Source organism: Streptomyces sp. NPDC054866, from assembly GCF_053610745.1.
In genome coordinates, this window is the sequence record NZ_JBSGZA010000011.1 from 109016 (window position 1) to 129961 (window position 20946).

The window sequence follows — 20946 nt, forward strand, 5'->3', positions numbered from 1 at the left end:
CTCCTCTCCCCCGTTGACCGGCGCGGCCCGCACTCATCCCCCTGCGGGCCGCGCCATCTCCCTCCTCATACGGAAGCTTCGGAAGGTCCAGTGATCCAGTGATGGCAGTACCCGCATTACCTCGTCCTGGCGGCCGGTCCGTGGTGGCGGCTGTCGTTCTTGCGCTCGCGATCACCGGGGGCGCCGTGGTGACCGGCGGTGGGAGCGGGCCGGACCGGCCGCCTTCGTCGTCCGTAGCCGTGGCGCCGGGTGCTCTGCGGGGTGGTGACCTGGATCGTGGCGTCGAGGCGCTACAGGCTCATCTGCGGGACCAGCCGCGGGACTTCGGGGCGTGGGCCTCGCTGGGGACGGCCTATGTCGAGCAGGCCCGCACCCGGGGTGACCCGTCGCGGTACCGCGAGGCGGAACGCGCTCTCGACCGCTCCCTGGAGCTGCGGCCCCGCAACGACGCGGGGCTCGCGGGACGGGCGGCGCTGGCCGCTGCCCGCCATGACTTCACCGGGGCGCTGCGCCATGCGGAGGCGGCGCTCGACGTGAACCCTTACAGCGAGGGCGCGTTGGCGTCGCGGATCGACGCGCTGGTAGAGCTGGGGCGGTACGGGGCAGCGGCGCGGGCCGCGGACGAGGCGGACGCGCGGCGGCCCGGGGTGCCGGTGTTCACGCGGTACGCGTACGTGCGGGAGCTCCGTGGCGATGCGGCGGGGGCCCGGCGGGCGCTGACGCAGGCCGTGGGGCCGGGGTCCGGCAGCGGGGACGTGGCGTACGTCGCCACCGCACTGGGGGAGCTCGCGTGGCGGCAGGGCCGGTACGGGGAGGCGCTGAAGCAGTGCGGGAAGGCGCTGCGGGCGGACGCCTCCTATCTCCCGGCGCTGGAGTGCAGGGCTCGGGCGTGGGCCGGGCAGGGCGACACGGGGCGGGCGATACGGGGGCTTCGGGATGTGGTGGCGCGGGCGCCGCTGCCGGGACCGTTGGTCGCGCTCGGCGAGTTGTACGAGGCGCGGGGCGAGCGGGGTGACGCGGCGAGGGCCCGGGAACAGTACGCGCTGGTGTCCGCGTGGGTGTCGCTGGCTCGGGCGAACGGGGTGAACGCCGACCTGGACGCGGCGATCGCGTTGACGGATCACGGGACCAGGGCCGAGCGGAAGGAGGCGCTGCGGGCGGCGGAGGCGGAGTGGGGACGACGGCACACGGTCCACACGGCGGACGCACTGGCCTGGGCCCTGCACGTCAACGGCCACGCCGAGAAGGCTCTCCCGTACGCGCGCCGAGCCACGGCTACGGGGTTCCGTGAGCCGTCGTTCGAGTACCACCGGGCTGCGATCGAGCGGGCGGTGGGAGCGTCGTGAGGCCGCCTGCACACCGTTGCGGGGGCGGGGCCGCCTCGGTATGTCCGTCCTCGCCATCGTCCGGTGGTCGCGGGGTTGCTTCGGCACCAGAGCGCCGCGAACCGTGCTCCGGGCGGACATACCGAACCGTCCCCTCGGGCCGTGACGGCGTCTGCGGCCCGTCGCCAATGCCACTTCGGGGTAATCGGGCGGGTGGGCGGGAGAGCTTGTTCGTTGAGGTGGGGCTTCGGGGTAATCGGGCGGGTGGGCGGGAAAGGCCTGTTCGGGCGACAAGCATTGCGGGGCACCCATGAAGCGCCGCGCCCTCGGCTACTGGGGCGCCCTGGCCGCGGGGCTAGCGATAGCCCTGCTGCCCCCAGGCGAAGCCGCCGCCCACCCCTTGGGAAACTTCACCGTCAATCAGTACGACGGCCTCGTGGTGGGCCAGGAGCACCTCCGCGTGGACCACATCGAGGACCTCGCCGAGATCCCGGCCACCCAGGCCATGCCCCGCATCAAGCGTGAGGGCATGGAGAGTTGGGCCGAGGAGCGGTGTCAGGACGCCGCCCGCGGCTCCCGGCTAAGGGTGGACGGGCGGACGGCGGGACTCCGCGTGGAGGAGGCCCGCGCGGTCACCCGGGAGGGCCAGGCAGGGCTGCCCACCCTCCGCGTGGAGTGCGAGCTCGGTGCCCCGCTCCCCCGGGGCACCGAGTTCGCGGCCCGCTTCACGGCTGCCGGACAGCCGGGCCCCGGGTGGCGGGAGGTCACCGCGCGGGGCGACCGGATGACCCTGAGCGCATCGGACGTACCGGAGGCGTCCGTATCGAAGCGCCTGACCCGCTACCCGGAGCGGCTGCTCGACTCGCCGCCCGGCGATGACTCCGCCACGCTGCGGATCACCCCCGGCGGCCCCGCCCTCGACGAGGAGCGGCCGGAGGCTCCGGCCTCCGTGCTGCCACGCGGCGCGGACCGCTGGACGCAGGCCCTGACGGGACTCGTGGCGCGCCACGACCTCACCCCCGGCTTCGCCGGACTCGCCCTGGCCATCGCCCTGTTGCTGGGGGCGTTGCACGCCGTCGCGCCGGGGCACGGCAAGACGCTGATGGCGGCGAGCGCCGCCGCGAGGGGACAGGCGTCCCTGCGTGACGTCCTCCCCCTCGCCGCATCGGTGACCGTCACGCACACCCTCGGCGTGACCGCCCTGGGGCTGCTCGTGGCGGGAGGCTCCGCCGCCGCCCCGTCGGTCATCGCCTGGCTGGGAGTGGTCAGCGGCGTGCTCGTCACCGGAGCGGGGGCCCTGCTCCTGCGGCGGGCCTGGCGGCGGCGCGGGCACAGCCACCATCACCACGCCGATCACCACCACACGCATGAGGCGCCACCCACCATCCGCGGCGCCCTCTTCCTCGGCTTCGCGGGCGGCCTCGTACCGAGCCCGTCCGCAGTCGTCGTGCTCGTCGGCGCCGCCGCCCTGGGCGAGGCCTGGTTCGGGTTGCTGCTCGTCCTCGCGTACGGGGTGGGGCTCGCCGTCACGCTGACGGCCGCGGGGTTCCTCGTGGTGCGGGTCGGGTCCCTCGCCGGGCGGCGGGTCCACGGTCCCCGGTGGCTGCGTCGGACCACGCATCGTTTCCTGCCGTTGGGCTCCGCGTTCGTCGTACTCGCCCTGGGGTGTGGATTGGTGTTCAAAGGGGCGGCAACCGCGCTCGGTTGAGGTAGTTTCGTGGAGAAATCGCACGGCTGCGGATGGGGGACGCCCGTGAGCGAGAACGAGCGTGTGATCGCGGGGCGCTACCGCCTGCTCGCCCCCTTGGGCGAGGGCGGCATGGGCACGGTCTGGCGGGCCCGCGACGAAGTCCTGGGCCGCGAGGTCGCGGTCAAGGAGGTACGTGCGCCCGCCGGGCTCCCGGCCGGCGAGGTCGACCGGCTGTACGCCCGTCTGGAGCGCGAGGCGTGGGCCGCCGCCCGTATCCCGCACCGCAATGTGGTGACGGTCTATGACGTGGCGAGCCAGGACGGGCGCCCGTGGATCGTCATGGAGATCGTGCGGGGTCTTTCGCTGTCCGACGTCCTGGACGCGGAGGGTCCGATGGCCCCGCAGCGTGCCGCTCGTGTCAGCGCCGAGGTGCTCGCCGCCCTCCGCGCCGCCCACGACGCCGGGGTCCTGCACCGTGACGTCAAGCCCGGCAACGTACTCATCGCGAACGACGGCCGTGTCGTCCTGACCGACTTCGGGATCGCCATGGTGGAGGGGAGTTCGGCCCTCACCATGACGGGTGAGGTGGTGGGCTCCCCCGAATTCCTCGCCCCGGAGCGGGCGTTGGGGCAGCGTCCTGGGCCCGAGTCCGATCTGTGGTCGCTGGGTGTGCTGCTCTACGCGGCCGTCGAGGGCCATTCGCCGTTCCGGCAGGACACCCCTCTCAGTACGCTGCGCGCGGTCGTCGACGAGGAGTTGCCGCCGCCCCGGAACGCGGGGCCGCTGGTCCCGGTCATCGAGGGGCTGCTGCGGAAGGACCCCGCCGCCCGGATCTCCGCCGCCGACGCGGAGAACCAGCTGCGGCTTGTCGCGGCGGGCGGCACCCCCCAGGTGGCGACGCCGCTCCCGTACATGCCGACTGTCACGTCACAGCAGTCACATCAGCACCAGCAGGCACCCTCTCCGCTTCCGCCGCCGTCGTCGTACCGGCAGGAGCCCGTCGTCACCACGACCACCACGGCACCTGCGACGCGCTCGCGCCGCACGGTCCTCGTCCTCACCGCGGGCCTTGTCGCCCTGGCGCTCGCCCTCGGCGGACTCATCTACGCCCTGGTCAACCGCGACGACGGAGGCGGGGGCGGCACCAGCAGCGGGTCATCCGAAGGAGGCGGGAGCGGCAGCGGCGGGAACGGCAGCGGCGGTTCCGACGGCGGCAAGAACGGCGGCAGCACGTCGGACGGCGGCGACGGCGGAGGGTCGGGCGACGGCGGCGGCAGTGACGGCGGCTCCACCGGCGGCGGCTCCACGGACGGTGGCGGCGGGGGCGGCAACGACGGCGGCGGTGGTGGCAACGGCGGTTCGGCCACGCACCCTGCGCAGTCCGTCAAGGTCTCGGTCACCGGCGCGAACACGGAGTACAGCGGCGTCTGTCCGCCGGCCGCCGGGCAGGCCCCCTCGTTCACGGCGACATTCACCGTGGGGCGGGTTCCGGTGACCGTCGACTACCGCTGGGTGACCAAGTCGGGCGAGCCGAGCGACCCCGGCTGGAAGACGCTCAGCTTCGCCTCGGGCGGGGGCAAGTCCAAGCAGGCGCACCACACGGAGACGGTCGACGGGGAGCCGGGCTCGACGTATCAGAACGAGATCAGTGTGGAGGTGCGCAGTCCGGTGGAGGCGGGCTCCAACTCGGTCGCGTACTCGGTGACATGCGAAGAGGAGACCCCGACGGGCGGGGCCTCCTCCTATGCGCCTAACTGACTCCTGTGCGCCGAACTGAGCCGGACTGAGGGTCAGGACGCCGCGGCGCTGAACACGGGGAGGTAGCCGCCGGACTGGCCCGCGGCCTTGGGGTGGTAGGACTCGCCGATGTTGGTCCAGTTCACGCTGTGCAACCACGGGGAGCCCGAGCAGATCTCGTGGCCGGTGAACGTGGAGGTCACGTCGCCGAAGGTGAAGCCGTGGTCGGCGGCGCGCTTGGCGGTCGTGGAGTTGAGGAAGTCTGCCGCGCTGTTGATGGCGCTGCGTTCCTTCTCGGAGAGGCCGGCAATGCAGCCGCCGCCGAGCTTGTAGAAGCGGGGGTATCCGAGCACGACGACCTCGGCGGCCGGTGCCTTGGCGCTGATCGCCGAGTAGACCTTGTCGAGGTTGCCGGGGAGCGTCGTCTCGACGTAACTGCGGGCCTGTGCGATCCGCGCGAGACAGCTGCTCTCGGACTGGAGCACGCAGGTCGTCATGACGTCGGCGAAGCCTGCGTCGTTGCCGCCCACGGAGAGGCTGACGAGACCCGTTCCGGAGCCGAGCGGGCCGAGCTGATTGGCCACGACGTCACCCGTACGAGCGCCCGAGCAAGCCGTGAAGTTGAAGCTGGAGGGTGAGTTGGCGGCCGCCCAGAGCGCGGGGTACGCGCGCGGGGTGCGCTTGCAGTTGCCGCTTCCGCTGTCGTATCCGCCGGCTCCGACACCGGACGAGTAGGAGTCGCCGAGTGCCACATAGCCGGTGGCCGCGGCCTGTTGATCGGATCGCTGGTCTGCGTGTGCCGCTGTGGCCCCGGTGAGGGCGAAGGCGGTGGCGAGGAGGAGTGAGGAAGCATATGCCGTGATTCGGGACAATCTCATGGAACCTCCCTTAGCAGGATTTCTGCCTCGACTGTGGTACCACTCCCCCCAGGTCGCCGGTAGTGTTCATGTCAATGAGTTCTTCTGCAATTCCCTTGCCCGCACAGGGAGTTCCCTTACGGTTCAAGGGTCTGACGGCGAACATCTCCACACTCCCTCCGCATCTTGACGGGCCGCCGTCGACTGCGCGACATTGAAGCCCGGCATCCGGCGCTTCGGGGGGCAAAGTCGCCAATGCAGACCATCAGGATCAAGTCACTGTCATCAGACACCGGGCGAGAGCCCCACGACCGGCCTGGCCGTCACGAAGACGCGCTGCCCCTGCTCGCGGGCACGGCTGTGGCGGTGGGCGCGGTCGGCGCGATGCTCGCGCTCACGGACATCGATTCGCCGCTGCGCGCCCCGTTCACCCTGTTCTTCCTGCTGGCGGCGCCCGGCGGAGCAATTGGCGCCGCTCTCAGGGGACTTGATCCATGGGGCCGGATCATTGCTTCCGTTTCCGGGTCCTTCGCGGTCAACCTGTTGGTGGCGCAGGCGATGCTCGCCCTCCACATGTGGTCGGTACGCGGCGGGGTCGCCGCCATCACCGTGATCGGCTCGCTCATCTATCTGCTGGTACTGGCGCGGCGGCTGCGACGCCGCGCCCCGACGAGGCGGACCTCCTGACGTGGACATCACCGTGCACCGCCCTGGAGAACTCACCGCTGCGGACCGGGCGGCCTGGACAGCGCTGCAGTCCAAGGCCCACCTCCACGGCTCGCCGGAGCTGGCCAATCCTTTCCTCTCCCCGGAGTTCACCCTCGCGGTGGGCCACTGGCGGCGCGGGGTGCGGATCGCGGTCGTACGCGAAGGCGGCGAGCCCGCGGCCTTCTTCCCGTTCCAGAGATCCATCACCGGCGTCGGCCGGGCCATCGGCCTCGGCGTCTCCGACTGCCAGGGCCTGGTGCACCGGCCCGGCTTCACGTGGGACGCACGAGAGCTGTTACGGGCCTGCGGGCTCGCGATGTACGAGTTCGACCATCTGACCAACGGCCAGGAGCCGTTCGAGGCGGGCGCCTCCGGTTCCTTCGCCTCCCCCGTCATGGACATCGACCAGGGGTACGAGGCGTATCTCGGCCAGCTCAGGGCGAAGTCACCGAAGTTCACCCGCACGACGCTCTCCAAGGTGCGCAGGCTCGAGCGCGACCACGACACCGTTCGCTACGTGCACGACGAGCGCGACCCCGCGGTCCTTCGCACCCTGATGGAGTGGAAGTCGGCCCAGTACCGCAGGACGGGCCGCAGCGACCGCTTCGCGTCCACGTGGATCAACCAGCTCGTCCGGCAGCTCTTCCACACCAGGTCCGATCAGTTCGCCGGCCTGCTCTCCGTGCTCTACGCCGACGAGGTGCCCGTCGCCGCGCACTTCGGGCTGCGCTCCGAACGGGTCTTCGCCCAGTGGTTCCCTGCGTACGACCCGGCGTACGCCAAGTACTCGCCCGGCCTGATCCTGCATCTGCGCATGGCCGAGGCGGCCGCCGCCGACGGCATCGCGTATCTCGATCTCGGGCGGGGCCAGAAGCAGTACAAGGACTCCCTGAAGACACGCGAACTCACCGTGTCCGAGGGGTGGGTGGCTCTGCGCCATCCGGCAGCGATCGGTCACCGGGCGCGGCGCGCTCCGGTCAGGGCGCTGCGCAACACGGTCTTGTCACGGCCGGAACTCTTTGAACCGGCCGACAAGCTGCTGAAACGCATGGGCCAAATCCGATCAAGAAAGAACGAATAAGGGGTAGCGGGAGGGAACAGGGCGCTCCGTATGTGCCCACCAAGATTGGCCAAATCATCAAAAACGTGAGGCCACGTTCCAGGTCTTGCCATACGGTCTCAATCATCAATACCGTCGTACATCCACCCGCATCGGTCCATCACGCAATGCGATCTAGGGGAGGGCTCAAGGTCGCGGTGGAACCGGCGCGGGGCGCGGTAGGGGGGTGCCGTGCTCGGCGACTGAATTCGTGCCGAGTCACGTCCCGCGCGATGCCAGCTCACTCGGCATGCACGGAGATCCATTTCGTCATGCGCAAGTGAGAACCCCCCTTTCGAACCGGATACATATCCGGACCGCCCGGGGGTGGGCGGTCCACCGGACGAGAGGGATCAGACTCATGACTTCTTTTGTGCGCCCTGCCACCGAGCCGGGCCAAGATCCGTTAAACAAGCCGACACTGTCCGGCAACTACCGGCCGATTACCACCCACTTGGCGATCACACCGCCGGTGAGCGTCGTGATTCCCGCGATGAATGAGGCGGAGAATCTTCCCTACGTCTTCAAGACATTGCCCGAATGGATCCACGAGGTCGTGCTCGTGGACGGCAATTCCACCGATGACACGGTGGCCGTCGCGCGGGAACTGTGGCCGGACGTGAAGGTCGTCCGCCAGCTCGGCAAGGGCAAGGGTGACGCCCTGATCACCGGATTCGAGGCATGCACCGGCGACATCATCGTGATGGTCGACGCGGACGGCTCCGCCGACGGTCACGAGATCGTCAGCTATGTCTCCGCCCTGGTCTCGGGCGCGGACTTCGCCAAGGGCTCGCGGTTCGCCAACGGCGGTGCCACGGACGACATGACGCCGATCCGCAAGCTCGGCAACCACGTTCTGTGCTCCGTCGTGAACGCCAAGTTCGGCGCCCGCTACACCGACCTCTGCTACGGCTACAACGCCTTCTGGCGGCACTGCCTCGACAAGATAGAGCTCGACTGCACGGGCTTCGAGGTGGAGACCCTGATGAACATCCGGGTGGTCAAGGCCGGGCTCAAGGTGCAGGAGATCCCCAGCCACGAGTACCTCCGCATCCACGGCGTCAGCAACCTCAGGGCCGTACGCGACGGTCTGCGCGTCCTGAAGGTGATCCTCACGGAGCGTTCCAACCGCCGCGGGAAGCGCCGCAGCACCCGTGGGGTGCCCTTCCGCACGCGTCAGGGAGAGGTGTCTTGAGCGGTTCCGGACACCACGGGGGTAGCACGGTCGCGGGCATCTCCGTCGTCATCTGCGTCTACACCGAGGACCGCTGGGAGGACATCCTCGCGGCGGTCGCCTCGGTGCGGGCGCAGTCCCTGGCGGCACTCGAGACGCTTCTCGTGGTGGACCACAACGCCTCGCTCCTCGACCGTCTTTCCAAGGAGTACAAGGAGACAGAAGGGGTGCGGGTGCTCGCGAACGCGGGCCCCCGCGGCCTCTCGGCGGGCCGCAACACCGGGATCGCCGCATCCGGCGGCGAGATCATCGCGTTCCTCGACGACGACGCCGTCGCGGAGCGGGACTGGCTGCGCCACTTCGCCGAGGGGTACGCCGACCCGAAGGTCTTCGCGGTGGGCGGGCGCACCATGCCGATCTGGGAGTCACGGCGCAGGCCCGCCTGGTTCCCCGAGGAGTTCGACTGGGTCGTCGGCTGTACGTACAAGGGGCTGCCCGAGGGGCGGGTCCGCGTGCGCAACGTCCTGGGCGGCAACGCCTCCTTCCGTCGCAGCGCGTTCGAGGCGGCGGGCGGCTTCGCGACCGGCATCGGGCGCGACGGCGACAAGCGCCCCCTTGGCTGCGAGGAGACGGAGCTGTGCATCCGTCTCACCCGCGCGAGGCCGGACGCGATCCTGCTCATCGACGACCGCGCGGTGATCCACCACCGCGTCCCCGCGGCACGGGAGCGCTTCCAGTACTTCCGCACACGGACGTACGCGGAGGGCCTCTCCAAGGCGCTCGTGGCGCGAAGTGTCGGTGCCGACAAGGGGCTTGAGTCCGAGCGCCGGTATGCCACGCGCGTCCTGCCGGCCGGTGTCGGGCGCGGTCTGCGTGACGCGCTGCTCGCGCGTCCGGGCGGCGCGGGCCGCGCGGGCGCCATCGTGGCGGGCGTGCTCACCGCGGCGGGGGGGTACGTGCTCGGGAGTGTCCGCGCGCGCAGGGGAGGCGCCACGTTCTCGGTCGTGGAGATCGAGACGGATGCGGACGGTGAGGGGGCTGCGGCATGAGCACGGCACCGACCGGCCGAGGAGGGCCGTCATGAACGCTCCTGTGCCGATACTCATGTACCACTCGATCGCGCATGAACCGACCCTGGAGACGCGGGCGTTGTCCGTGTCTCCAGGGGCGTTCGCCGAGCAGCTCGAACTGCTCGGCGAGCGGGGGTTCACGCCACTGAGCACGGCCGGGCTCGCCGCGATCTGGCGTACTCCCGGCCGCGCCCTGCCGGCCAGGCCCGTCCTGATCACCTTCGACGACGGCTATGAAGGCGTGCACCGGCACGCGCTGCCCGTGCTCGCCAAGCACGGCTTCGCGTCGACGCTGTTCGTCTCCACGGGCTGGCTGCGCGGAGCGCACGACACCGGGGGCGGCCTCGACCTGATGCTCGACTGGGACCAGGTGCGCGAACTGGCCGCAGCGGGCACGGAGATCGGCGGGCACAGCCACACGCACCCGCAGCTCGACCAGCTGGACGACGACGATCTCTGGTTCGAACTCCTTCGCTGCAGGGAGATCGTCACCGAAGAGATCGGCACCCGGCCGGTCTCCTTCGCCTACCCCTACGGCTATTCGAGCCGCCGGGTGCGCCGCACGGTGCGCGGCGCCGGATTCGCCCAGTCGCTCGCGGTCGGCAACGCCCTCGCGCGGCGTACGCAGGGGCCGTACGCCCTGCAGCGGGTGACCGTGCGCCGCTCCACCGGCATCGGGGAGTTCGAACGGCTCGTGGAGGGCCGTTCGATCGCCCGCAACTTCGCAAGGGACCGTGCCCACACCAAGGGGTACGCCGTGGTCCGAAGAGCCCGACAGGCCCGCCGGAAGGCAACTCGTACCCGTGTCTGACACGTCGACCGCCCAGGCAGACGTCTCTGGGACTCCGAGCACCGAACAGCGGCCGCCGTCCGGCAAGCCGGGCAGGCCGCGCAGGATGCGCCTGCCCGGCAGGGGTGGCGGTGGTGGTGGGAGCCCGTTGTTCCGCAACGCCTATGCACTGATGCTGAACACCGGCATCTCCGGCGTGCTCGGCGTCGGCTTCTGGCTGGCCGCCGCTCGGTACTACTCCGAGTCGGCGGTCGGCCAGGGCTCGGCGGCGATCGCCGCCATGAAGCTCCTCGCGGGGCTCACCGCCCTCACCCTGACGGGTGCCCTCGCCCGCTACATACCGGTAGCGGGACGCGCCACGGGCAAGCTCATCTTCCGTACGTACGCGGCCAGTTCGGTGGTCGTGGCGTTCGCCGCGCTGATCTTCCTGTTCACGCTCGACCTGTGGGGACCCTCGTACAAGTTCCTGCACGGACCGCTGCACGGCCTCGGCTTCATCGCCGCGGTCATCGCCTGGTCGCTGCTCACCCTCCAGGACGGGGTGCTCACGGGGCTGCGCAACGCACTGTGGGTACCGGTCGGCAACACCATCTTCTCGGTCGTCAAGCTGGGGCTGCTCATCGCGGTGGCCGCGGCGATCCCGACGGCGGGCGTGTTCGTGTCGTGGGTCGCCGCGATCGCCCTGTCGGTCATCCCGCTCGGCTGGCTGGTGTTCCGGCGCCTCGTGCCGCGGCACGTGAAGGCGACCCAGGACAAGACGCAGCCGCCGACGCTGCGCGAGATGGGCCGCTTCCTGGCCGGCGACTACACGGGCTCGCTCTTCTCGCTCGCCGTCGTCTATCTCGTACCGGTGATCGTCGCCTCGCAGGTCAGCTCGGTCGACAACGCGTACTTCTACATCACCACCACGATCGGCGGCACGGTCAATCTGCTCGCCATCAACATGGGCGCCTCGCTGACCGTCGAGGGCGCGCACGACCCGGCGCGGCTGGCGGCGAACACCCGGGCCGCGCTGCGCCGCATGGCGCGCATCATGCTGCCGGTGTGCGGTCTGCTCTTCATCGGGGCGCCGTTCATTCTGCGGGTCTTCGGCGAGGCATACGCGGACGCGGCGACGCCGCTCCTTCGCTGGTTCGCGGTGGGCGCGGCGCTGCGGGTCGTCATGGAGACGTACTTCGCGGTGCAGCGCGCGCAGAGCCGTACGTCCGGGATCGCCTGGATGCAGGGGCTCTTGTGCGCCCTCGTGCTCGGCCTGACGCTGATTCTGCTGCCGCGGATGGGGCTCACGGGCGCGGGTGTCGCCGAGATCTGCAGCCTCACGGTGATCGTGGCGATCGCGGCGCCGAAGCTGTACCGGGTGGCGCGGGGGGCCGCGCCGTCGGATGCCGGCGGGGCACCGGACGGCGATCTCGCGGACCTGGGGACGCCCGAGACGCCGCTCGCGCCCGCGGCGGCGGACGCGGCGGGACAGAAGAAGGAGCGGCGCGGGCCCGCCTGGGCGCTGCGCGACGCGCTCGACTCGGACACGCTGCAACTGGCGGTGCGGCCCGACTTCGAGCATCCGGAGCGCAGGCCCGACGTGCGTCCGGGGCCGGGGACGCCCGCGTCCGGGACGCCGGTCTTCGGGAAGGCCGCGGGCACGGGGGGCAAGGGGGACAAGGGGGACAAGGGGGATGACATGCCGGACACGGAGGACTCGGAGGTCACGGCGCACCGGCCGACCTGGGCGCTGAGAACACCGGTCAAACCGCGCGAACCGGCGGCTCCGTCGCCGATGCCGCCTTCGGTGTCGTCGGCCGTCACCGCGCCCGCCGAGGAGCCCGCCACCGCCCCCGGCGCGGCGGAGGAACCGCCCGAGCCCGTCGTCGCGCCCGGACCGCTCCCCCGTAGCCACGCCCTCTTCATGGCGCTGTTCCTCGCCTTCGCGCTCGCCCTCTACTGGCTGCCCACCGTGGGCATCACCGAGGCCGATCTGGACGAGATGGGCGGGCTCGGGCTCATCTCGATCCTGCCCGCGCCGACCCTGCTCGGCGCCGCGCTGCTCGTCGTCGTCTTCGCCTCGCTGCTCTGGCTGGAACGCCCGCACAAGGCCCTGCTCCTGGCGACGCTGCTCACCACGGTGGTGTGTCTGCACGCACTGCCGGCCCTGCTCGAGGACGAGCCGCGGTTCGCGACGGCCTGGCAGCACCTGGGCTTCATGGAGTACATCGACAGGACCGGCTCCGCGGTGCCCGACCTGGACGCGCGCTGGAGCTGGCCCGGGTTCTTCGCCGCGGCCACGTTCGTGGCGAAGGCGTGCGGCGTCTCGGACATGACCGAGGTGATCCGCTGGTGGCCGCTGGCCATGCAACTGCTCTACCTGGCCCCGATGTTCCTGCTCGTGCGCTCCATGCGGGCGTCCTGGCGCGCCAAGTGGGCAGGCCTGTGGATCTTCGCCCTCAGCGGCTGGGTCGGCCAGGACTACTTCTCCCCGCAGGGCTTCACGTATCTGCTCTATCTGGTGTTCGTCGCGGTGCTCCTCGTGTGGTTCCGCGCGCCGCACGTGCTGTGGGCCAGGCGGCGCCCGGGAGAGCTGGAGGTCGAACCCGCCGACCGGCGCCAGCGCGCGGTCCTGCTCGTCGTCCTGATAGCCCTGTTCGCGGCGACGGTCCCCGCGCACCAGCTCACGCCGTTCGTGATGCTCGGCGTCCTGGCCGCGCTCGTCCTGGTGGGCCGCTCGGAGCTGCGGGGCCTGCCGATCCTCTTCGCGGTCCTCGTCGCCGTCTGGGTGGGCTTCCTCGCGGAGCCGTACTGGTCGGGTCACTTCGACGAGCTGTTCGGCGGGATCGGCGGCGTCGGCGGCAACGTGACGTCGTCGGTGTCCGGCCGCATCGAGGGCGGCAGTTCGACCCACCAACTCGTCCTGTACGCACGCGTCGCGCTGGCCGGCGGTGTCATGGCGTTCGCCTGCTGGGGCTGGTGGCGGCGGCGCGACCACAAGTACACGGAACGCTCGCTGCTCGTCCTGACCTTCATCCCGTTCCTGGGCTTCGGCATGCAGTCGTACGGCGGCGAGATGGCCCTGCGTGTCTTCATGTTCGCGCTGCCGGGCGCCGCGCTCCTGGCCGGGCTCGCGTTCTTCCCGCGGGCGGGCATCACCGCGAAGGAACGGGACCGCGACAAGGTGAGCCTGGCGCCGCTCGCCGCGCTGATGGCGGGGCTCGTCCTGATGGGCGGCTTCCTGGTGGCGCGCTGGGGCAACGAACCCTTCGAGCGGACCCGGGCCGGCGAGGTCGCCGCGATGGAGTACGTGTACGAGCACGACGACCCGACGGTACGACTCCTGTGGATGAGCGACGACACGCTCAACAACGTGACGCCCGCGATGCCTTGGGGCATGCGCGACATGGAGAAGGTGCAGTACGTCCCGACCCTCGCCCCCGCCGACCCGGTCCTGGTCTCCAGCCTGGTGAAGGCGCTCAAGGACGCGGGCCCCAACTCGTATCTGATGATCAACAAGAGCCAGACGGTCTATCTCCAGATGGACGTGGGCTACTCCAGGACCTGGGACACCCGGCTGATCACGAACCTCGACAACCGCCAGGAGCTGAAGAAGGTCCTCACGAACGACGACGCGACCCTCTACACGCTGCGCAAGCAGCCGAACGGCGCGGTCGAGAAGGCCGATCCGGGCCCGATCGGGCCGCAGGTGACCTGGACTCCCTGGTCGGTGGTCGGCGCGCTCGCGGCGATCGCCCTGGTCCTGCTTCTCGTCACCCGTGAGGTCGTGCGGGTGGCGGTGGAGCCGAGCGTGCGGCAGCTGCGCTGGCTGCAGAGCAGCTTCTGGTTCTCGCTGCCGCTGCTCGCGGTGCTGCTCGCCTCGCTGATCCAGCGGTTCCTGACGATGGCGTGACGCGGGGCCGGGGAGGGCTGAAGCGGATCACCGCTTCAGCCACTTCACCTCGTACCCCTTCATCCCGAACCGCTGCCCGTCGACCTTCGCGTCGATGGAGCGGTCGAGGGTGTTCACGACGAGCACGGTCTCCTTGTCGGCGAGGACGCGTACGTTCGGTACGTCGTCGGCGGCGACGGAGACCTTCTCGTACTCCGTGCCGGGCGGGAACGCGTCGTTGAACCGGGAGAGCATCTTCAGCATCGGCAACTCCGTGCCGCCGTCGTCGAGTTGAGTGGACCGCCACAGGCAGCCCGCGCAGGTCTCGCCTCTCTTCTGCGGGTTCCAGTAGAAGCCGCTGCTCGCACCGCCGCGTGCCATCGCCATCAGCCCGGTGGCGTGCACGGCGACGCGGTGCGGCTCGGACCAGTCGTCGCGGTCGTCGTCGCTGTCGCCCGGTTCCACGTAGTACTCGGCCCACCACAGCGGCAGGTCCCCGGTGCGCTCCCGCACCCATTTGCTGACGGCCGTGAGCTTCTCGGTGGCCTTGAACTCGTCGGGGAGCATCTCGTCGTCGACGGTGTAGCTGGAACCGTCCACGACGACGAAGTCGGCGCCCGCCTTGTTCTTGTTCCAGTAGTCGAAGGCGTCGAGGACCCGCTGGTCCAAGCGGCCCCAGGGGCCCTTGACCTCCGTCGACGCGCCCTCGGTCTGGCGCGGGTCGACGCTGTCCATGACGAGGTAGGGGCCGCCGACCATGATGTCCTTGTTGACCTTCTTGAGCTCCTTGTAGACCAGGTTGTAGAGCTCGGTGTAGCCCTCGTAGTCCCAGCGGGCCTTCTCGTTGTTCCAGAAGCCCTTGAACTCGTTCCAGACGATGAAGTGCCGTACGTCCGGATAGCGTTTGGCGACGGTCGCCGCGAGCTTGGCGTAGTCCTTGAAATGGGCGGGCTCCGGAGCGGTCTCCAGGGCCTGCTGGCTCCAGTCGGTGTTGTCCGCGCCGGGCTTGCCGCCCTTCATCCAGTCCGGGGCGCAGCACAGGGTGACGACCGGCGTGCCGTCGGTGGCGCGGATGAAGTCCATCCGGCTGTCCATCTCCGTGAAGTCGTAACGCCCCTTGACCGGCTCGGGGTTGCCCGCGCCCCAGCCCATGATGTGCTGGATCTGCGGCAGCGGGCGCGGCTGGCCCGCGAGCAGCTCCTCGGCGCGCCGCGTGGCCGCATCGCCGCCCTCGTCCGCGCTGTACTGGGTGTGGGTGAAGCCCCAGCCGACGGCCGGCTTCGCCTCGCCGGGCGGGACCGCGGGGGTGCCGTGCACCTTGTCGCCGTCGCGCGTGGTGCCTTCGGAGTCGGTGCCGTCATCGGGGAGCGTGACGACGGTCAGGATCAGTGCCAGTGCGGCCAGAGCAACGCCGAGCAACGCGGCGAGCCGCCACCGCTGTGCCCCCGAATACCACCCATGACGTCCCATCAAGAGCAAGAGTAGCCACGGTAGTTGGCGGTAGGACAGGTTCCGTACCACGGGTTTGCGGCTTTCCTGCGGATTCGGGGGGCCTGCCCCCACCTGAACGGAGTACGGCGGAGTACGTAAACCTGGATGCACGAGGGCACTTGTGTGCCGGATCATGGCGGCATGTCTGCGAACCCTCAGGACACCCTGCCGATCCGGCTCAACGTCGACGACAGCGACTCGCCGTCGGATGTCGTGGACGCCCTCTTCCTCGGCCGCTTCGCCACCGGTGAGCAGCCCTTCTCGCACAGCTCCAACATCGACCGCGTCAAGTCCGGCTCCACGCTGCTCCCGCCCGGTGCGACGGTGCTGCGCGCGGCCCGCGACGACGACCGCAGCGCGACGCTGGCCGAGGGCGCCGGCTGGACGCTCCTGATCTCGCGCTGGAACCGCGGCGCGGACGTCACCGTGACGGCGACGAGCGCCGACCTCGCGGAGAAGGTCCTGAAGCAGGCGACGGACGGCGCGCAGGACGAGCCGGAGCCCCAGCCGGACAACGTGACCATGGGGTTCTGGTACGTGTCGCCCAGGCGCGGCCCGCACCGCACCACGCGGCAGATCGCCGCCGGTACGTGGGAGGAGGTGCGGGAGAACTACACCGCGCCGGTCGCCGAGGCCATGGACTCCCTGATGAAGACGGGGCCCGAGGACATCTCGGGCCGCCTCCTGCTCCTGCACGGCCCGCCGGGCACGGGCAAGACGTCGGCGCTGCGGACGCTCGCGCGGTCCTGGCGTGACTGGTGCCAGGTGGACTGTGTCCTGGACCCGGAGCGGCTGTTCAGCGACGTCGGCTACTTGATGGACATCGCGATCGGCGAGGACGACGGCACGGCGAAGGGCCGCTGGCGGCTGCTGCTCCTGGAGGACTGCGACGAGCTGATCCGGGGGGAGGCGAAGCACACCGCGGGGCAGGCGTTGTCGCGGTTGCTGAACCTGACGGACGGGCTGCTCGGGCAGGGGCGCAACGTCCTGGTCGGCGTCACGACGAACGAGGACCTGGAGCGGCTCCACCCGGCGGTGGTCCGGCCCGGCCGGTGCCTCGCCCGCATCGAGGTGGGCAGCCTGACCCGCGCCGAGTCGATCGACTGGCTCGGCACGGAGGAGGGAGTCCCCCGCGAGGGCGCGACGCTGGCGGAGCTGTACGCGTTGCGCCGCGGAACCTCCCCTACGTCGGTCCCGGACCCCCGGGAGGGCGCGGACTCGGGGCTGTATCTGTAGCCCTGCGGGCGGCTTACAAGCCGCCGCTTCGCGGCGATTTCTCCCGCCCACCCACCCGTATACCCCGCAGCCACTCTCGCTGCGGGCAGGCGTTCAGCCCGCCCCCGTTGTGGGCAGGCGTTCCGCAGGGCGATTGGGGTCTCCCCTGCTCGAGCGAAGCCGAGAGCTTGGGGAAGGGTGGGCACAACGCGAAGCCGCAGGGTGCGGATTCAGCAAGGGGTCAAGTCCCTCCCCGGGCCCCGGCCCCGGGGAGGGGCAGTCACCCCGAGTCCCCATAAGCGGCCCGCAAAGCATCCCGCGCAGCGGCAAGCGCCCCCGCCTCGGAGAGGCCGAGCCGCCGAGCCCGCTCGGCAAAAGCCTGGGCCGCGGCGGACGCCTCCCGCGCCGCCGCATCCCCCGCGGCGGCGATGAACGTCCCATGACGCCCCCGCGTCTCAATCACCCCGTCAGCCTCAAGCGCCCGATACGCCTTGGCCACCGTATTGGCGGCAAGCCCCAGCTCCTGGGCCAGCCCCCGCACGGTCGGCAACTTGTATCCCACCGGCAGCGCACCGCCCCGCGCCTGCTCGGCGATCTGGGCCCGCACCTGCTCGTAGGACGGCACACCACCCGCACCGCCACCGTCGATCTCGATCTTCAAGGTCACGCGGTGATTGTCCCGCACCCCCGGAAAATAGGAGGCATCCCGGCGCGCCCCGCGCGTAGCGTGCGGCTCCATGACCGTCCTAGTCCGCGCACTGCGCCCCGGCAGCAGACCCGATGCCGAGGGTTTCGCCGCCGTCCGCCGCGCCTGCCTGCCCGCCATGCTCGCCACCGCCGATTCGGTCCGGTTCGACCTGGCACACGCTCATCCCGACTCCCGGTACCTCCAGTTGGTCGCCGAGGCCGACGGGGAGATCGTCGGCACGGCGCAGGTGGGCATCGCCTACGACAGCCCCGAACCGGGCCAGGGCTTCGCCAACGTCTACGTACACCCGGAGCGGCGCGGGCTCGGCGCGGGTTCGCTGATCCTGCGGACGGCGGAGGAGTACCTGGCGGACGCGGGAGCCACCACGGTCTTCTCCTGGGTCCTCGACGAGCCCGCGAACCGCGCCTTCGCCGCAGGACGCGGCTACCGCGCGAGCCGCTCGGCCCACTTCCTGCGCCTCGACCTGGCCGGTGGCCGGCTGCCGCCGCGCCAAGAGCTGCCCGCCGGGGTGGAGTTGCGTACGGGAGCGGAGTTCGGGGACGACCCGCGCGCTCTCTTCGAGCTGGACGCGGAGACCGTGGCGGACGAACCGGGCGATGTGGCCGCGGAGTTCACGGACTACGAGCAGTGGCTCGCCGAGACCTGGAACCACCCCTTGGTGAACCGCGAACTGACCTCGGTGGCAGTGGTGGACGGCACGCCTGCCGCCTTCACCCTGGCCAGGACGGACGACGCGTCGCGCTACGCGAGCGGCATGACAGGCACCGCACGCGCGTTCCGCGGGCGCGGCCTCGCCAAGCTGGCCAAGAACGACTCCCTGCACCGGGCGCGGACCGTCGGCTGCACCGAGGCGTTCACGGGCAATGACACCGGCAACGAGCCGATGCTGGCGATCAACAAATGGTTCGGCTACGAGATCTGCGCGACGGAGGTACGTCATGTCCGGGCCCTCGGCTGACAAGCTGGACGTCATCCTGATGAAGGCGGGCCGAATGAAGATCCGCTACCCGGCGGAGGTCCTGGCGGACGACGGCATGGTGGTGACGGTCCGCGCACCGTGGGCGGCGGACGGGGTACGGGACTTCGGCTTCGTACGCTTCGAGCCGGGCGACGTCTTCACGGAGCACTACTGGCGCGACCGCTGGTACGCGGTGAAGGAGGTCCGCACCTCCACGGGCACCCTGAAGGGCTGGTACTGCGACGTGACACGCCCCGCGGTACGGACCGGCGCCACGCTGACGGTGGAGGACCTGGACCTGGACCTGTGGTGCTCGGCGGACGGCAAAACAATCATCCGCCTGGACGAGGACGAGTTCACCGAAAGCGGCCTCACCGAACGCGACCCCGTGGCCGCCGCGGCGGCTCTGTCCGCCCTGGACGAGCTGGAGCGCTTGGCACGCGGGGAAGGCTCCTTCACCCCCGGCCCGCGTTAGGAAGGCTCCCTCCCCCCGGAACGGGCTCGAATCAGCCCCCGGCCACCAGCTCTACCTCGAACCCCGCCCCGTCCTCCAGATACGCCGCACAGTGCTCCTCCCCTCCCGCGAACGGATACCGCTCCGGGAAGAGCAAGGACCAGCCGTGCTCCGGAGCCTGCGCCACCAGTCGGTCGAGCTCCGCAGGGCCCGGCACGTGAAACGCCAGGTGGTTCAGGCCGGGCCTCAGCCGGTCATGTTCCCCGCCCCGCATGTCCGGCGACTGTTCGAGCACCACATACGTCGCACCCCGCCGCCAGCTGCCGCCACCCTCCCACCGCTGCTCACGGACATGCCCCAACTCGCCCATGAGCCAGCCCCACGAGGCCTCCGCGGCGGCGAAGTCCGGCACCCACAGCTCCACATGGTGCGCGCCCCGGGCGGGCCCGAGGGCGACCGCCCGGCCAGCCCCGCCCGCCTCGTACCGCACCGCGTCCCCCTCCTCCTGCCAGTGCAGAGCGAACCGCTCCCCCGCCCGCCACGCCTCAAGTGCCGCCCTGCAGTACGCCACCATGTCGTCCGGCAGTGCGTCCGCCCTGTGCCAGCTCAGTTCGTCGCACTTGTGCGGCTCCGCGTTGAAGGGTTCGCCGCCCGTGCCGTACGTCGCTTCGAAGAACCAGCCGATGCGAGGGTTTCCGCCCGGGCCCCGGTGCTGGAGGACCAGTTCGGCGCTGACGTCCTCGGGGGCAAGATCGAGGCCGATCTCCTCCCTCGCCTCGCGGATCACTGCCGTACGGACGTCCTCGCCGGGCTCGACGTGGCCCGAGGGGGTGTTGAACAAGCCGTCCCCGTAACCGGTGTTGGCACGGCGGGCAAGGAGCACCTCGTCACCTCGGCGGAGGATGAGGTGGACATCCACCACCTCCTTGTGGCGGCGGGGCGCGGCACTGGGGAGGACCGCCACCAGCGCGTATCGCTCATCCTCCACCTTCTTCCCCCACAACCGCTCGTCGCCCGACAGACGTTCGGAGTGGAGACGGGTGGCCGGCGGCGTCAGGATCTCGATCAGGCGGCTCGCGGGGATACCGGACGGGTTCGTCGTGCCCCATACGCCCTCGATGAGTACCAGGCGGCCCCCTGGCCGCAGCAGCCCGCACCAGCGCCGCAGCGTCGCCTCCGGGTCCGGCAGCATCCACAGCACGTGCCGGGCCAGGACCACGTCGAAGCGACGGCCGTCCACCGGGGGCGCTTCCGCGTCGCCGATCAGCACCTCCGCCGCGTGCCCCGACAGCTTCTCGCGGGCCCGTTCCACCATGCTCGGGGAGAGGTCCACCGCCGTGACGCGATGCCCGCGCTCGGCGGCCAGCAAGGAGAGGCTTCCGGTGCCGCAGCCCAGGTCAAGGACGTCGCCGGGGGCCTTCGGCAACCAGTCCCGCAGGCGCTCCGCCCACGCGCCCCGCACCACCGTGTCCCGCAGTCCGTGGTCCGGCTCGTCGTCAAAGGTGACTGCCTCGGCGTCCCAGTCGATCGTCATCCGCCGATGGTGACACCCGCCACTGACAATCCACCTCGGATGAGAAACCCTCCCCGCAGAGGTCTACCGACGTCCCACCTTGGACATCGGTAGTACAGGGAGGCAGCCATGCGCCGTGTGACCGTGCACAAGACCGTCGGGAAGCCCACCAATCGGCAGATCCGGGAGAAGCACGACTCCGAGGAACGGCCTCGCGAGCGCCCCGAGGTCCGCAAGGACATCCAGCGGACCTGGTGGCCGGACGGGTGAGATCCCGGGGCGAGG

At 70.8% G+C, this 20946-nt stretch carries 17 protein-coding genes; 13 read left to right on the forward strand and 4 right to left on the reverse strand.

The features are described 5' to 3' along the window. Positions 1 to 101: 101 nt before the first annotated feature. The 3 genes from ACWGI2_RS38355 (at position 102) to ACWGI2_RS38365 (ending at position 4773) form a co-directional block, all read left to right on the forward strand. Positions 102 to 1346 carry a tetratricopeptide repeat protein gene (locus ACWGI2_RS38355; protein ID WP_453700499.1) on the forward strand — a complete coding sequence of 415 codons (1245 nt, stop codon included), beginning with the start codon at positions 102 to 104 and terminating at the stop codon, positions 1344 to 1346. Between the two features lie 289 nt (positions 1347 to 1635). Continuing rightward, entirely contained in the window at positions 1636 to 3033 is a 1398-nt protein-coding gene (locus tag ACWGI2_RS38360; protein WP_453700501.1) for an urease accessory protein UreH domain-containing protein, read from the forward strand. A gap of 111 nt (positions 3034 to 3144) precedes the next feature. Next, positions 3145 to 4773, forward strand: a complete 1629-nt coding sequence (locus ACWGI2_RS38365; protein ID WP_453700616.1) for a serine/threonine-protein kinase — start codon at positions 3145 to 3147, stop codon at positions 4771 to 4773. 32 nt (positions 4774 to 4805) lie between these two features. Here ACWGI2_RS38365 and ACWGI2_RS38370 read toward each other — a convergent pair whose 3' ends face one another. Continuing rightward, positions 4806 to 5630, reverse strand: a complete 825-nt coding sequence (locus ACWGI2_RS38370; RefSeq protein ID WP_453399309.1) for an SGNH/GDSL hydrolase family protein — start codon at positions 5628 to 5630, stop codon at positions 4806 to 4808. A 234-nt stretch (positions 5631 to 5864) separates the two neighbouring features. On the opposite strand from ACWGI2_RS38370, the gene ACWGI2_RS38375 reads away from it, so the two are divergent. From ACWGI2_RS38375 to ACWGI2_RS38400, 6 genes are all read left to right on the forward strand, one after another. After that, entirely contained in the window at positions 5865 to 6296 is a 432-nt protein-coding gene (locus tag ACWGI2_RS38375; RefSeq protein WP_453700502.1) for a hypothetical protein, read from the forward strand. A 1-nt stretch (position 6297) separates the two neighbouring features. Beyond that, positions 6298 to 7398: a GNAT family N-acetyltransferase gene (locus tag ACWGI2_RS38380; RefSeq protein ID WP_160504145.1), complete on the forward strand. Its 1101-nt coding sequence runs from the start codon at positions 6298 to 6300 to the stop codon at positions 7396 to 7398. A gap of 379 nt (positions 7399 to 7777) precedes the next feature. Continuing rightward, entirely contained in the window at positions 7778 to 8611 is an 834-nt protein-coding gene (locus ACWGI2_RS38385; protein WP_453700503.1) for a glycosyltransferase family 2 protein, read from the forward strand. Continuing rightward, positions 8608 to 9639: a glycosyltransferase family 2 protein gene (locus tag ACWGI2_RS38390; protein ID WP_453700505.1), complete on the forward strand. Its 1032-nt coding sequence runs from the start codon at positions 8608 to 8610 to the stop codon at positions 9637 to 9639. Before ACWGI2_RS38385 ends, ACWGI2_RS38390 begins: the two co-directional genes overlap by 4 nt. A 31-nt stretch (positions 9640 to 9670) precedes the next feature. After that, a complete protein-coding gene (locus tag ACWGI2_RS38395; RefSeq protein WP_453700506.1) occupies positions 9671 to 10471 on the forward strand; it encodes a polysaccharide deacetylase family protein in 801 nt (266 codons plus the stop codon). Then, positions 10464 to 14342 carry a lipopolysaccharide biosynthesis protein gene (locus tag ACWGI2_RS38400; RefSeq protein WP_453700508.1) on the forward strand — a complete coding sequence of 1293 codons (3879 nt, stop codon included), beginning with the start codon at positions 10464 to 10466 and terminating at the stop codon, positions 14340 to 14342. The genes ACWGI2_RS38395 and ACWGI2_RS38400 overlap by 8 nt, the downstream gene beginning before the upstream one ends. A 27-nt stretch (positions 14343 to 14369) precedes the next feature. On the opposite strand, the gene ACWGI2_RS38405 is transcribed toward ACWGI2_RS38400, so the two are convergent. Further along, positions 14370 to 15791, reverse strand: a complete 1422-nt coding sequence (locus ACWGI2_RS38405) for a GH39 family glycosyl hydrolase (protein ID WP_453399302.1) — start codon at positions 15789 to 15791, stop codon at positions 14370 to 14372. A 162-nt stretch (positions 15792 to 15953) separates the two neighbouring features. Here ACWGI2_RS38405 and ACWGI2_RS38410 point away from each other — a divergent pair, with 162 nt between their 5' ends. After that, on the forward strand, positions 15954 to 17048 hold the full coding sequence (locus tag ACWGI2_RS38410; RefSeq protein WP_453700510.1) for a DUF5925 domain-containing protein: 1095 nt from the start codon (positions 15954 to 15956) through the stop codon (positions 17046 to 17048). A gap of 259 nt (positions 17049 to 17307) precedes the next feature. Here the strand turns inward: ACWGI2_RS38410 and ACWGI2_RS38415 are convergent, their stop codons facing one another. Then, complete coding sequence (locus ACWGI2_RS38415; RefSeq protein ID WP_453700511.1) at positions 17308 to 17694, reverse strand: GntR family transcriptional regulator; 387 nt, start codon at positions 17692 to 17694, stop codon at positions 17308 to 17310. A gap of 70 nt (positions 17695 to 17764) precedes the next feature. On the opposite strand from ACWGI2_RS38415, the gene ACWGI2_RS38420 reads away from it, so the two are divergent. Both ACWGI2_RS38420 and ACWGI2_RS38425 read left to right on the forward strand, forming a co-directional pair. Then, positions 17765 to 18694 carry a GNAT family N-acetyltransferase gene (locus ACWGI2_RS38420; protein WP_453700512.1) on the forward strand — a complete coding sequence of 310 codons (930 nt, stop codon included), beginning with the start codon at positions 17765 to 17767 and terminating at the stop codon, positions 18692 to 18694. Continuing rightward, positions 18675 to 19169 (forward strand): DUF402 domain-containing protein, encoded by a 495-nt coding sequence (locus ACWGI2_RS38425; RefSeq protein ID WP_453700513.1) that lies wholly within the window; start codon positions 18675 to 18677, stop codon positions 19167 to 19169. The genes ACWGI2_RS38420 and ACWGI2_RS38425 overlap by 20 nt, the downstream gene beginning before the upstream one ends. A gap of 31 nt (positions 19170 to 19200) precedes the next feature. On the opposite strand, the gene ACWGI2_RS38430 is transcribed toward ACWGI2_RS38425, so the two are convergent. Further along, entirely contained in the window at positions 19201 to 20682 is a 1482-nt protein-coding gene (locus tag ACWGI2_RS38430) for a methyltransferase domain-containing protein (protein WP_453700515.1), read from the reverse strand. A gap of 108 nt (positions 20683 to 20790) precedes the next feature. On the opposite strand from ACWGI2_RS38430, the gene ACWGI2_RS38435 reads away from it, so the two are divergent. Further along, positions 20791 to 20931: a hypothetical protein gene (locus ACWGI2_RS38435; RefSeq protein WP_453399296.1), complete on the forward strand. Its 141-nt coding sequence runs from the start codon at positions 20791 to 20793 to the stop codon at positions 20929 to 20931. Positions 20932 to 20946 lie beyond the last annotated feature (15 nt).

Bases quoted from the DNA above. Each gene is read 5' to 3' on its own strand.
- ACWGI2_RS38375 (WP_453700502.1), top strand. From the start codon at position 5,865: ATGCAGACCATCAGGATCAAGTCACTGTCATCAGACACCGGGCGAGAG.
- ACWGI2_RS38430 (WP_453700515.1), bottom strand. From the start codon at position 20,682: ATGACGATCGACTGGGACGCCGAGGCAGTCACCTTTGACGACGAGCCG.
- ACWGI2_RS38395 (WP_453700506.1), top strand. From the start codon at position 9,671: ATGAACGCTCCTGTGCCGATACTCATGTACCACTCGATCGCGCATGAA.
- ACWGI2_RS38365 (WP_453700616.1), top strand. From the start codon at position 3,145: ATGGGCACGGTCTGGCGGGCCCGCGACGAAGTCCTGGGCCGCGAGGTC.
- ACWGI2_RS38370 (WP_453399309.1), bottom strand. From the start codon at position 5,630: ATGAGATTGTCCCGAATCACGGCATATGCTTCCTCACTCCTCCTCGCC.
- ACWGI2_RS38435 (WP_453399296.1), top strand. From the start codon at position 20,791: ATGCGCCGTGTGACCGTGCACAAGACCGTCGGGAAGCCCACCAATCGG.
- ACWGI2_RS38410 (WP_453700510.1), top strand. From the start codon at position 15,954: ATGTCTGCGAACCCTCAGGACACCCTGCCGATCCGGCTCAACGTCGAC.
- ACWGI2_RS38355 (WP_453700499.1), top strand. From the start codon at position 102: ATGGCAGTACCCGCATTACCTCGTCCTGGCGGCCGGTCCGTGGTGGCG.
- ACWGI2_RS38360 (WP_453700501.1), top strand. From the start codon at position 1,636: ATGAAGCGCCGCGCCCTCGGCTACTGGGGCGCCCTGGCCGCGGGGCTA.
- ACWGI2_RS38405 (WP_453399302.1), bottom strand. From the start codon at position 15,791: ATGGGACGTCATGGGTGGTATTCGGGGGCACAGCGGTGGCGGCTCGCC.
- ACWGI2_RS38385 (WP_453700503.1), top strand. From the start codon at position 7,778: ATGACTTCTTTTGTGCGCCCTGCCACCGAGCCGGGCCAAGATCCGTTA.
- ACWGI2_RS38425 (WP_453700513.1), top strand. From the start codon at position 18,675: ATGTCCGGGCCCTCGGCTGACAAGCTGGACGTCATCCTGATGAAGGCG.
- ACWGI2_RS38420 (WP_453700512.1), top strand. From the start codon at position 17,765: ATGACCGTCCTAGTCCGCGCACTGCGCCCCGGCAGCAGACCCGATGCC.